Origin of the sequence: Pseudonocardia sulfidoxydans NBRC 16205 (assembly GCF_007989085.1) — a bacterium.
GTDB lineage: Bacteria > Actinomycetota > Actinomycetes > Mycobacteriales > Pseudonocardiaceae > Pseudonocardia > Pseudonocardia sulfidoxydans.
Map to the genome: position 1 here is coordinate 97,022 of NZ_BJVJ01000010.1, position 10,902 is coordinate 107,923.

The 10,902-nt window shown below is 73.7% G+C and carries 13 protein-coding genes; 8 read left to right on the forward strand and 5 right to left on the reverse strand.

The window, feature by feature from the left end:
* Nucleotides 1-69: 69 nt before the first annotated feature.
* Both PSU4_RS07845 and PSU4_RS07850 read right to left on the reverse strand, forming a co-directional pair.
* Nucleotides 70-795 carry a zf-HC2 domain-containing protein gene (locus PSU4_RS07845; protein WP_147104213.1) on the reverse strand — a complete coding sequence of 242 codons (726 nt, stop codon included), beginning with the start codon at nt 793-795 and terminating at the stop codon, nt 70-72.
* A 13-nt stretch (nt 796-808) separates the two neighbouring features.
* A complete protein-coding gene (locus PSU4_RS07850; protein ID WP_147104218.1) occupies nt 809-1,015 on the reverse strand; it encodes a hypothetical protein in 207 nt (68 codons plus the stop codon).
* Nucleotides 1,016-1,096: 81 nt separating this feature from the next.
* Here PSU4_RS07850 and PSU4_RS07855 point away from each other — a divergent pair, with 81 nt between their 5' ends.
* Nucleotides 1,097-1,675 carry a sigma-70 family RNA polymerase sigma factor gene (locus PSU4_RS07855; protein ID WP_147104220.1) on the forward strand — a complete coding sequence of 193 codons (579 nt, stop codon included), beginning with the start codon at nt 1,097-1,099 and terminating at the stop codon, nt 1,673-1,675.
* A gap of 17 nt (nt 1,676-1,692) precedes the next feature.
* Here PSU4_RS07855 and PSU4_RS07860 read toward each other — a convergent pair whose 3' ends face one another.
* Entirely contained in the window at nt 1,693-2,706 is a 1,014-nt protein-coding gene (locus tag PSU4_RS07860) for a TerC family protein (protein WP_147104223.1), read from the reverse strand.
* A 171-nt stretch (nt 2,707-2,877) separates the two neighbouring features.
* Between PSU4_RS07860 and PSU4_RS07865 the strand changes: the two genes are divergently transcribed.
* Both PSU4_RS07865 and PSU4_RS07870 read left to right on the forward strand, forming a co-directional pair.
* Nucleotides 2,878-3,312: a VOC family protein gene (locus PSU4_RS07865; RefSeq protein ID WP_147104226.1), complete on the forward strand. Its 435-nt coding sequence runs from the start codon at nt 2,878-2,880 to the stop codon at nt 3,310-3,312.
* A 241-nt stretch (nt 3,313-3,553) separates the two neighbouring features.
* Nucleotides 3,554-4,720, forward strand: a complete 1,167-nt coding sequence (locus PSU4_RS07870) for a luciferase domain-containing protein (RefSeq protein ID WP_147104228.1) — start codon at nt 3,554-3,556, stop codon at nt 4,718-4,720.
* Nucleotides 4,721-4,790: 70 nt separating this feature from the next.
* Here PSU4_RS07870 and pdxR read toward each other — a convergent pair whose 3' ends face one another.
* Entirely contained in the window at nt 4,791-6,197 is a 1,407-nt protein-coding gene (pdxR, locus tag PSU4_RS07875; RefSeq protein ID WP_147104230.1) for a MocR-like pyridoxine biosynthesis transcription factor PdxR, read from the reverse strand.
* Between the two features lie 50 nt (nt 6,198-6,247).
* Between pdxR and PSU4_RS07880 the strand changes: the two genes are divergently transcribed.
* The gene (locus PSU4_RS07880) at nt 6,248-6,745 is read left to right on the forward strand and encodes a carboxymuconolactone decarboxylase family protein (protein WP_147104233.1); all 498 of its coding nucleotides are present in this window, start codon (nt 6,248-6,250) and stop codon (nt 6,743-6,745) included.
* 25 nt (nt 6,746-6,770) lie between these two features.
* Complete coding sequence (locus PSU4_RS07885; protein ID WP_246114995.1) at nt 6,771-7,943, forward strand: low temperature requirement protein A; 1,173 nt, start codon at nt 6,771-6,773, stop codon at nt 7,941-7,943.
* On the opposite strand, the gene PSU4_RS07890 is transcribed toward PSU4_RS07885, so the two are convergent.
* The gene (locus PSU4_RS07890) at nt 7,944-8,720 is read right to left on the reverse strand and encodes a methyltransferase domain-containing protein (RefSeq protein ID WP_147104265.1); all 777 of its coding nucleotides are present in this window, start codon (nt 8,718-8,720) and stop codon (nt 7,944-7,946) included.
* 74 nt (nt 8,721-8,794) lie between these two features.
* On the opposite strand from PSU4_RS07890, the gene PSU4_RS07895 reads away from it, so the two are divergent.
* The 3 genes from PSU4_RS07895 to PSU4_RS07905 are packed head-to-tail and all read left to right on the forward strand — an operon-like array spanning nt 8,795 to nt 10,890.
* On the forward strand, nt 8,795-8,995 hold the full coding sequence (locus PSU4_RS07895; RefSeq protein WP_147104238.1) for a ribbon-helix-helix protein, CopG family: 201 nt from the start codon (nt 8,795-8,797) through the stop codon (nt 8,993-8,995).
* Nucleotides 8,992-9,372 (forward strand): type II toxin-antitoxin system death-on-curing family toxin, encoded by a 381-nt coding sequence (locus PSU4_RS07900; RefSeq protein WP_147104241.1) that lies wholly within the window; start codon nt 8,992-8,994, stop codon nt 9,370-9,372. Before PSU4_RS07895 ends, PSU4_RS07900 begins: the two co-directional genes overlap by 4 nt.
* A 39-nt stretch (nt 9,373-9,411) precedes the next feature.
* Entirely contained in the window at nt 9,412-10,890 is a 1,479-nt protein-coding gene (locus PSU4_RS07905) for an amidase (RefSeq protein ID WP_147104243.1), read from the forward strand.
* The last annotated feature ends 12 nt before the right edge of the window (nt 10,891-10,902 follow it).

A 10,902-nucleotide genomic window follows, 5' to 3' on the forward strand; every position in this document is an offset into this window, starting at 1 on the left:
GTCCGGCGGCGGGCCGGGACCGGCGGGCCCCTCGGCGGGGGCGGGCCGGGACCGGCGGGCCGCCGGGGGTCACGCCGCTCGGCGGGCCGAGGGGCGCAGGTCGACGCGCCTTTCCGTCGGAAGGGCACCGGCCGGCGCCGGGGCGTCGTCCGCCTCGACCGTGACGGTGGCGCCCACCCGGCTGCGACCGCGGCCGCCCGGACCTGTCCGGTACAGCACCAGCATCAGCACCAGCCCCACGACGAGCACGCCGTGCCCGGCCAGCCGTCCCGCCTCGACCCGTCCGGCGACGGCGTCGACACCCGACGTCGCCAGCAGGACCGCGACGAACGCACCGAGCGTCACGACGAGACTGCCCGCCGGCCGGGTCCGGCGCAGCGCGACGGCCAGGAACCCCACCCCGACCGCGGCGTTCCACGCCGCGCTCTCGTGCCCGAGATGGGCGAGCGCGGCGCCACCGAGCACGCCGCCGTGGTGGCCGGCGCCCGCGGCGTCGAGCAGCCCGGTGACACCCAGCGCGAGCTGCGCGACGCCGGCGGCGGCGAGCAGCGCGTGCAGGACGTCGCCACGGGGCCGGTCGGGCACGACGTCGGGGAGCGTCCCCGGGTCCACCGTCGACGCCCCGGACGTGACGAGCCGCGTCCGGGTCAGCCGCGTGACGCGCGCGGCCCGGTCGTGGAACGTCCGGCAGGTCGGGCACCCGGCGAGGTGGGTGTCGGTCGCCGTGGCCTCGCCGGGGCGGTCCTCACCGTCGAGACGCGCGGAGAGCGCCTCGCGACAGGCGGAGCAGTCCATCTGTTCGGGCAGGTCAGCCCGCGGCGGGTGCGACGACCTCGTCGAGGACCCCGCGGCGGACGTCGTCGATCAGGTCGGCGAGCTGGGCGACGCTCATCTGGATCCGCTGGCCGAAGTCGTCGGTGATGACGATCCGCTTCTCCGCCTCGGCGGTCTCGTCGACGAACAGCTCGGGGCATCCGCAGTTGCAGCTTCCGCAGAACGTGGCGATGTGGCGCATGTCGAAGAGGTCGTCGCCGGGGCGGTCGTGGTTCCCGATGTCACCCGGTCGTGTCGGGGCGGGGCTCTTTACGGTCTGCCCATGTTCCGCCGGTCCGCCCCCGCCGCGTCCGCCACGGCCGATCCCGTGACGACCTGTGCGCTGGCCGCGGCGGCAGGCGACCGCGCGGCCCTCGACGAGTTCGTCCGCACCACCCGGGACGACGTCCGGCGGTTCCTCTCCCATCTCGCCGGCCCGGCCGACGCCGACGACCTGCTGCAGGACACCTACCTGCGGGCCGTCCGCTCGCTGCCCCGCTTCACGGGCGAGGGCCCGGCCCGGGCGTGGCTGCTCGCGATCGCCCGCCGGGTCGCGGCCGACGCCGTGCGGACCGCGGTGCGCCGGCCTCGGACGACAGCCGTCGACGACTGGGACACCGTGGCGGCCCGGGGCGTGCGGGTGTCGGCCGCCGACGAGGCCGTCCTCGTGTCCTCGCTCGTCGCCGGGCTCGAGCCCGACCGTCGCGACGCGTTCGTCCTCACCCAGGTTCTGGGCATGGGCTACGCGGAGGCGGCGCAGGTGTGCGGCTGTCCCGTCGGCACCATCCGGTCGCGGGTGGCGAGGGCGCGCGAGGACCTGGTCGCGGCCCTGGAGCCGGGTGGGGCGCGCGCATCGGGCTGACCCCGGCCTGCCGGGTCTCAGGACTCGGTGTCGGCCTGCGCCTCGCGTGACCTCGTGGCCTTCAGCGAGCCGGCGTGGGCCTTCGCGGAGGGGTCGTTGCGCGTCTTGATCAGGCTCGCGACGGTCACGACGACCAGGATGCCGACGATCACGCCGAGGCTCAGCGGTGTCGGGATCTCGGGCACCGAGGGCGCGATGTCGACGTGCAGCCAGTGCAGGATCAGCTTCACCCCGATGAAGGCCAGGATGACCGCCAGCCCCGTCGACAGGTAGACGAGCCGGTCGAGCAGACCCTTCACCAGGAAGAACAGGGCGCGCAGACCGAGGAGGGCGAAGGCGTTCGCCGCGAAGACGATGAATGCCTCCGACGTCACGCCGAACACGGCGGGAATGGAGTCGAGCGCGAAGAGCAGGTCGATGCCGCCGATCGCGACGAGCACGATGAACAGCGGCGTCACCATCCTGCGGCCGTTCAGCCGCGTGAACAGCTTGCCGCCGTCGTACTCGTCGGTGACCGGGAGGATCCGTCGCGCGACCTTGACCAGGCCGTTGTCCTCGACGTCGGGGTCCTCGTCACGGTGCCGGAAAAGCTGCACTGCGGTGTAGACGAGCAGCAGGCCGAACAGCAGGAACATGAACGAGAAGTAGTTGAGCAGTGTGGCGCCGATGGCGATGAAGATCGCCCGCATGATCAGCGCGAGCACGATGCCGAAGGTCAGCACCTTGTGCTGGTGCTCCTCGGGTACGGCGAACGTCGACATGATGATCACGAAGACGAACAGGTTGTCGACCGACAGGCTCTTCTCGACGATGTAGCCGGCGAAGAACTCGGTGCCGAACTGGGCGCCTGCCGTCATCCAGAAGACGACGCCGAAGGCCACCGCGACCGCGATGTAGAACAGCGACCACAGCACGGCTTCACGGAAGCCGACCCGGTGCGGGCGTGCCGCGGCGGCGACCAGGTCGATGGCGAGCAGGAGCACGACGAGACCGATCGTCGCCCCCCACCAGAGCGCGCCGATCTCGAGCACCGTGGTGTCCCTTCTCGAAGACCCACCCGGAACCGGACGATTCGGGCGAACGGCTCCACCTTGCCACGGGTCGCGCCGGAGCCGGCGGGCGCCGGGCGCGACCAGGCTAGAGCACCTGCCGGTCCGATCCGTTCACGACGACGAGCCACCCGACGGCTACCGTCCGGCGCCATGGACCATCGGCTGAGCGTCGTCACCGTGGCCACCAGGGACCTCGACTCGGCGCGCACGTTCTACCGCGAGGCCTTCGGCTGGGACCCGCACCTCGACGTGCCGGGCGAGATCGTCTTCTACCAGGTGGCGGCGGGTCTGCTGCTCGGGTTCTTCGAGGTCGGCTCCTTCGACCGCGACCTCGGCGCACCGGCCGGGACGACGATCGGCCCGTCGGGAATGACGTTGGCGCACAACGTCGGCGACCGGGATGCCGTGCGCGCGCTCGCCGACGCGATGGCAGCGGCGGGCGGGACGGTGCTGAAGCCGCCGCAGGAGGGCGAGTTCGGCGGGGTGTTCCACGCGCTGGTGCGCGACCCCAACGACGTGCTGTGGGAGGTCGCGCACAACCCGTCGTGGCGGATCGCCGACGACGGGACGGTCGAGCTGACCTGATCCCCTCCGGCGCCGCGCCGGCGCACGGCCGGCGACTCGCCTCCGCCGGCGCGCCTCCAAGGGCGCGCCTCCGAGAGCACGCCTCCGAGAGCACGCCTCCGAGAGCACGCCTCCGCCGGCGCGCCTCCGAGGGCACGCCTGCGGCGCTCGTGAGCGGCAATAGTCGCTATAGCGACTATTGCCGCTCACAGTGTCTTTAAGTGAGACGGGTCGGGCGGCCGGGACAGGGCAGGGTGTTGTGATGACCGACGGCACGTCCCTCGACGAACCGATGGTCGCCCGCTGGGGAACCGAGCACCCGGCGGCGCCGCTCGTCGTCGCCCTGCACGGCAACGGGACGAGCGAGCACTCGCTGATCGAGCTGTCGCCGTGGCTGCCCTACGGCCCGGTCGCCTACGTCTCGGTGCGGGCGCCGCACGCCGTCGGCAAGGGGTACGAGTGGTTCCCGCTGGTCGACGGCGTCCCCGACGCCGACGCGCTCGCCACGACCTGCGACTGGCTGCTGCGCTGGCTCGACACCGAGGGTGACCCGGAGCGGCCCGTGCTGCTGCTCGGGTTCCGCGAGGGTGTCGCGCTCGCGGGGGCGTTGCTGCTCGCGGCGCCGCACCGGTTCGCGGGCGCGGTCCTGCTCTACGGGGCGCTGCCGTTCGACGCGGGTGTGGCGATGCCGCGGGCCGCGCTGGCCGGGATGCCGGTGTTCCTCGGGCACGGCAGCGACGACGTCCGCACCCCGCCGGAGCTGCTGCAACGCACCTGGGACTGGCTGACCCGACACAGCGGCGCACCGGTGTGGGCGGAGCGGGAGCCGGGCGGGGACCAGCTGGCGGGCAAGGTCGTCGGCGACCTGGGGACGTGGCTGGGCGACCGCCTCGACTGGGTGCACGCCCACGGGGAGAACCCGTTGGCCGACGGTGACGAACCGGCCTGGCCGACGCTGCCGGGAGGTCGGTTGCCGGCCCGCGCCGGGGAGCCGCCGGAGACGACGACCGGTGTGCCGCAGCACCAGACGTCGCAGAACGGGCCGGCTGATCTCGCCGACGCGCTGTGGCAGCGGATCGCCGCACTCGACGGGGTGTCGACGGGCCCGACGAAGGTCGGTGTCGAAGGGACGCAGGCGTTGCTGCTGGATCGGGCCGCGTCGACCGCTCCCGACGACGCGTTCGTCCTGCCCGCCGACGGCGAGTTCGCCCACCAGCACCCGGCACCGGACCACAGCCTGCACGTCGCGCTGCCCGCCGAGCTGGCCTACGACGCCGTCGGCAAGGGGTGGGCGGTGCCGCACCCGTTGGCGGGGGTCCGGGTCAGCGCGGGGATGGTGCTGGTCCCGGGCCCACGCGACGCCGCCGAGCTGGAGATCGTCGCCGGGATCGTGGCGGCGGCGCAGAGGCACGCGTCGGGGCGCGGGTGACCGCGCGGCCTGCAGCGCCTGCCCCCGGTCGACACCGGACCCGTGCACGACGTCGACATGTCCCGCCCGGTCAGGCGGACAGCACCCCGCACAGGGCCTCGAGCGCGCCCGACCACGCGCTGTCCGACGGCGTCGCGTAGCCGACGACGATCCCCGCCGGGCCGGGTGCGGCGCCGGGGTGGCGGAACGTGGAGAGCCCTTCCACGGCGAGACCGTGCCACGCGGCGGAGCGCAGCACGTCGGCCTCCGTGCCGTCGGGAAGTGTGAGGACGAGGTGCAGCCCGGCCGCCAGCCCCCGCACGCCGACGTGCGGCGCCCGCTGCGCGAGGGCGGCGACGAGCTGGTCGCGGCGTCGCATGTAGGTGCGCCGCCGGCCGCGGACCTGACGGTCGTAGGCGCCCGAGGAGAGCAGGTCGGCGAGGACGAGCTGCTCCAGCGCGCTGGTGACCGACGGCCCGGGGTCCGGGGAGCCGTCGTCGATCTCCGCGACGACGTCGGCCGGGGCGACCATCCACCCGAGCCGCAGCCCGGGCGCGAGGGCCTTGCTGGCCGTACCGAGGTGGACGACATGGTCGGGGTCGAGCCCCTGCAGCGCGCCGACGGGCTGGCGGTCGTAGCGGAACTCGCCGTCGTAGTCGTCCTCGACGACCAGACCACCGGTGGTGCGCGCCCACTCGACCGCGGCGGCGCGCCGGGCCGGGTCGAGGGCGACGCCCGTCGGGAACTGGTGGGCGGGGGTGAGCAGGACGGCGCCGACGTCGCGGCCCAGGGTGTCGGTGCGGGCGCCGAGCTCGTCGACCTCCATGGGCGGGATGCGCAGACCGGCGTCGCGCAGCAGGTTGCGGTGGATGTGCAGGCCCACCGACTCGACGGCCATCGCCCGCACCCCGCGCCGCCGCAGCACCCCCGCGAGCAGCGTCAACCCGTGCGACATCCCCGCGCACACGACGACCCGCTCCGGGTCGGCACGCACGCCGCGCGCCCGGGCGAGGTAGTCGGCCAGCGCCGCGCGCAGCTCGGGCCGCCCGCGGACGGCGCCGTAGCCGAACGCCTCGTCGGGTGCCGACGCCAACGCCCGCCGCGTCGCCCGCAGCCACTCGGCGCGTGGGAAGCCGGCGACGTCGGGGCGGCCGGGCATGAGGTCGTGCCGCGGTCCCGACGTGCGCGGCGGCGCCGGCGGCAACGGGTCGCGCGGCGTGGCGGGGGCCCGTTCGGCGACGCGGGTGGAGGAGCCGCGCCGGGCCGTCAGCCAACCTTCGGCGACCAGCTCGGCGTAGGCCTCGACGACCGTCGTCCGCGCGAGCCCGAGGTCGGTGGCCAGTGCCCGCGTGGCCGGCAGCCGGGTTCCGGGGGCCAGCCGGCCCGACCGGATCGCGTCGCGCAGCGCGTCGGTGAGCGCGACCCGCACCCCGCGGCCGTGGTCGACCGTCAGCTCCAGATGCAGGTCCGCACCCGCCGAGGTGGACCGCGAACTCATGCCGGAATTGGACCACACATGCGGGCCACACTCGAACTAGCGTCGTGATCATGACGCAGACGACCACCGCCCCCGACCGCGCGCCCGAACACGAGGCCCGCCTCCAGATGCCCGAGCTCGCCCCCGACGTCTACAAGGCGATGGTGCGGCTCGACACCGCGGTCCGCCGCAACATCGACCCCGTGATCAACGAGCTCGTCAAGATCCGCGCCTCGCAGATCAACCACTGCGCGTTCTGCATCGACATGCACACCAAGGACGCGCTGGCCGCCGGCGAGAGCGTCGAACGCATCGTCCAGCTCTCCGCGTGGGAGGAGTCACGACACTTCTACTCCCCCAAGGAGATCGCCGCCCTCGAGCTCACCGAAGCCGTCACCGTCCTGACCGACGGGTTCGTCCCCGACGACGTCTACGCCCGCGCCGCCGAGCACTTCGACGAGACCGAGCTGGCCCACCTCATCGCCGCGATCACCGTCATCAACGCGTGGAACCGGTTCGGCGTCGCGACCCGCATGGTCCCCGGCCACTACACCCCGGCCGGCAGCTGACGCCGCGACGTTAAGGTGTCGGCGCGTGGGGGTACCCGGGCTGCAGACACCGTGGCGTCGACGGATGAGCGGGCGCGACCCCGGCGAGGAGCACCGGGCGTCGACGCCGCTCGAGCTGCTGTTCGACCTGTGCTTCGTCGTCGGCGTCGCGCAGGCCGCGGCCCAGCTCGCGCACGGGATCGAGGAAGGCCACGCCGGCTCGGCCGTCGTCGGGTTCGCGATGGTCTTCTTCGCCATCTGGTGGGCGTGGATGAACTTCACGTGGTTCGCCTCGGCCTACGACACCGACGACGTCCCCTACCGAGTGCTCACCCTGCTGCAGATGGCGGGCGTGCTGATCCTCGCCGCCGGCGTCCCGGTGGCGCTGAACGACTACGACTTCCGCGTCGTGACGATCGGCTACGCCGTCATGCGGATCCCGATGGTCCTGCAGTGGCTGCGGGTCGCGCGCGAACATCCCGAGGGCCGACAGACCGCCTACCGGTACGCCATCGGCATCGGGGTCGTGCAGGTGCTGTGGCTGCTGCGCCTGCTCCTGCCGCACCCGCTCGACCACGTCGGCTTCGCCGTCCTCGTGCTCGCCGAGATCGCCGTGCCCATCTGGGCCGAACGCCGGCACACGACGGCCTGGCACCCCGAGCACATCGTCGACCGCTTCGGCGCGTTCACGATCATCGTCCTCGGCGAGGTCATCCTCGCCGCCGCCGTGGCCTTCGGCGGGGCCATCTCCGACGGGCTCTCGACGCAGCAGATCATGGTCGCCGTCGGCGGGCTGCTGCTGATGTTCACGATCTGGTGGACGGGATTCCTCGGTGGCGACGAGCACGGCCTGGTGACGACGCGCATCGCGCTGATCTGGGGCTACGGCCACTACCTGGTGTTCGCCGCGATCGCCGCCCTCGGCGCCGGGCTCGAGGTGGCCGTGCAGGACGCGGCGCACGAGGCGCACGTCGCGCCGCTGACCGTCGGCTACGCCGTCGCGATCCCGGTGGCGCTGGTGCTCGTGACGAACCTCGTGCTACGCCGGATCGTGTGGCCGCAGGGCAGCGCCGCGCCGCTCCCCGTCGGCGCCGGTGCGGTCGTCGTGCTGGTCTGCCCGCTGCTGGCGCCGTCGGCCGGGATCGGGGTCGCGGTGCTGGTCATGGGCGTCGTGCTCGTGGCGGTGCTCGTCGCGTTCCTGCGCACCCGCCACACGTGATCACCTGCGGACGGCCGAGAAGCTGTAGCGGTTGAGGCTGAAGAAGTACTCGTCCTCGGCGGCCCGGGCATCCAGGTCGGCGAGCCACGCGGCCGCGTCCTCGGCCGTCACCCCGCGCCGGCCCGGTACGAACGCCGCGATCGTCTCCTTGATCGTCGTGCTGAACGTGTCGGCGTGCAGCCGCGGGTTGAACAGCGGGACGACCCGCTGGTCGGTGACCTCGAGCCCGCCGCGGCGCAACAGGCCGGCCAGGCGGCGCGGCAGCCGGGGGTCGGCGAGGTGCTCCTCCCAGGCGTCGATGATCCGGTCGTGCAGCGGCCGGTCGGCGACGTTCCAGACCAGCGAGTCCCAGTCGGTGTCGAGGACGACCGCGCGCCCGCCCGGCTTCAGCACCCGGCGCAGCTCCGCGACGGCCGTCGGCATGTCCGCGACGTACTCGTAGACCTGGGTGCAGACGGCGACGTCGAAGCTCTCGTCGGCGAAGGGCAGGGCGAGCGCGTCGCCGGTGCCGACGGTCGTCCACGGCATCGACTCGCACCGCTCCCGGGCGAGGGCGTTCATCGCCTCGCTGGGGTCCATGCCGTGCACCGAGCCTCCGGGGCCGACGGCCTCGGCGATCGAGGCGAGCAGGTAGCCGGGGCCGGACCCGATGTCGAGGACACTCTCGCCGCGGCGCAGCCGCAGCATGTCGAGGGTCTGCGCCCGTTGCGCGACGACGTCGCTGGTCGCGTAGCTGCGGTCGAGCCGCCTGGCCTCGTCGTCACCGAACTCGAGCATCGCCACACCCCGCAGGCTAGCGATCTCCGGGGCCGGTGCAGTCGGTATCAGTCAGGCATCGTTGAACTGTGGCCATGACCTTGCGGTTGACCGACGACGAAGCCGACGCCCTGCGCCGGCAGGCCGAGCGCGAGGACCGGTCGATGCAGGAGGTCGTCCGCGAGGCCGTCCGCGAATACGTCGAGCGACGCACACACTCTGCGCGCGTCGACGAGGCGCTGCACGTGCTCGCACCGCGGTGTGCGAACCTTCTCGACCGCCTCGGCAAGGCGTGACCGAGCAGCTCACCCTCGACACCCTGCTGCGCGTCGCCGGTCGCGCGATCAGCGGCGACGTCCTGGTCCGCGGCTACGGACTCCTCGAGTCCGCACTCGCCCGCCCGCGGGCGACGGTGTTCGGTGAGGAGGCCTACCCGACGCTGATCGGCAAGGCGGCGGCGCTGCTCCACTCGCTCGCCCGCAACCACGCCCTCGTGGACGGGAACGAGCGACTCGCCTGGCTCGCGACCGCGACGTTCCTCTGGATCAACGGCCACACCGTCGACGCCGACGACGACATCCTGTTCGACCTCGTCATCGCGGTGTCGTCCGGCGAGCTCGACGACGTCGCCGGCATCACCGATCGATTGTCCGGCCTCGTCGTGCCGCGTTAGGGTCGCCGCGCCCCGACGGAGGAGCGAAGGAGCCGCGACGTGGACTACCCGGAGTACCGCCGTCACGACGCCGTCGGGCTGGCCGAGCTGGTCGCGAAGGGCGAGGTCTCCGCGTCGGAACTGCTGGAGACGGCGATCGCGCGGGCCGAGGAGGTCGAGCCGCGCATCCACGCGCTGGTGCGGCCGATGTACGAGATCGCCCGGGCCCGCGCCGCGGGACCGTTGACCGGTCCGTTCGCGGGCGTCCCGTTCCTGATCAAGGACCTCGGCCAGCACTACGCGGGCCTGCCGACGGGCGCCGGGTCGCGCGCGCCGGCGTCGTACCCGCAGCCGGTGCACGCGGTCGTCGTGCAGCACTGGCTCGACGCGGGGCTGGTTCCGTTCGGGAAGACGAACACCCCCGAGTTCGGGGCCAAGGCGATCACCGAGCCGGATGCCAACGGTCCCAGCTGCAACCCGTGGGACACCGGGCGGACGCCGGGTGGGTCGTCGGGCGGGTCGGCGGCGGCGGTCGCGGCGGGTGTCGTGCCGGTGGCGGGCGCGTCCGACGGCGGCGGGTCCATCCGGATCCCGGCGGCGTGCTGCGGGCTGTTCGGGCTCAAGCCGGGCCGGGGTCTGCTGCCCGACGGGCCCGACGTCGCCGAGCGGCTGCACGGCGCGGCGGTGAACGGCGTCGTGTCCCGGTCCGTGCGCGACACCGCGGCGATGCTCGACGTGCTCGCCGGCCCCGACCCGGGCGGTCCGTACCCGACGGCGCGGCCCGCGGAGCCGTTCGCGGACCTGGCCCGTCGCGACCCGGGAACGCTGCGCATCGGCTTCTCGACGACCTCGCCGCTCGGCACACCCGTCGACGCGCAGGCCGTCGCTGCGGTGGAGGACGCGGCCACGCTGCTCGCGGCGGCGGGTCACGAGGTCGAGGCGGCCGCGTCGGGGGTCGACGAACGTCAGCTGGCCAAGGACTTCCTGACGATGTGGTTCGCCGCGGTCGCCGCGCAGGTCGCCGAGACCCGCGCGCTGACCGGCTGCGGGCCGGACGCGTTCGAGCTCGACACCCGGATCATGGCGGCCGTCGGCCGGGCGACGTCCGCGCCGACCTACATCGCCGCGCACGGCCGCTGGAACGACCACACCCGCAGGCTGGCCGCGTTCCACGAGCGCTACGACCTGCTCCTGACGCCGACGTTGGCCCGTCCGCCGGTGCGGATCGGCGAGCTCGACGCGCCGGAGGCGGTGCAGCGGGCGAGCAGGGTCCTGCTGCGCGCGCACGCGGCCGGCCTGCTGGCGAAGACGAACGTCCTCGACACGTTGATCGACCAGAACCTGTCGCCGGTGCCGTTCACGCAGCTCGCGAACATCACGGGCCGCCCGGCGATGTCGGTGCCGCTGTACCGCACGCCCGAGGGGCTCCCGCTCGGCGTCCAGTTCGTCGGTCCGCTGGGCGGGGAGGGCCGGCTGCTCGCGCTCGCCACGCAGCTGGAGGCCGCGCGCCCCTGGGCCGATAGGGAGCCGCCCCTCTGATCGGAAGGGGGG

Excerpts from the sequence above, each read along its gene's own strand:
- PSU4_RS07845 (WP_147104213.1), bottom strand. The coding sequence starts at position 795 with ATGGACTGCTCCGCCTGTCGCGAGGCGCTCTCCGCGCGTCTCGACGGT.
- PSU4_RS07850 (WP_147104218.1), bottom strand. The coding sequence starts at position 1,015 with ATGCGCCACATCGCCACGTTCTGCGGAAGCTGCAACTGCGGATGCCCC.
- PSU4_RS07855 (WP_147104220.1), top strand. The coding sequence starts at position 1,097 with ATGTTCCGCCGGTCCGCCCCCGCCGCGTCCGCCACGGCCGATCCCGTG.
- PSU4_RS07865 (WP_147104226.1), top strand. The coding sequence starts at position 2,878 with ATGGACCATCGGCTGAGCGTCGTCACCGTGGCCACCAGGGACCTCGAC.
- PSU4_RS07870 (WP_147104228.1), top strand. The coding sequence starts at position 3,554 with ATGACCGACGGCACGTCCCTCGACGAACCGATGGTCGCCCGCTGGGGA.
- pdxR (WP_147104230.1), bottom strand. The coding sequence starts at position 6,197 with ATGAGTTCGCGGTCCACCTCGGCGGGTGCGGACCTGCATCTGGAGCTG.
- PSU4_RS07880 (WP_147104233.1), top strand. The coding sequence starts at position 6,248 with ATGACGCAGACGACCACCGCCCCCGACCGCGCGCCCGAACACGAGGCC.
- PSU4_RS07890 (WP_147104265.1), bottom strand. The coding sequence starts at position 8,720 with ATGCTCGAGTTCGGTGACGACGAGGCCAGGCGGCTCGACCGCAGCTAC.
- PSU4_RS07895 (WP_147104238.1), top strand. The coding sequence starts at position 8,795 with ATGACCTTGCGGTTGACCGACGACGAAGCCGACGCCCTGCGCCGGCAG.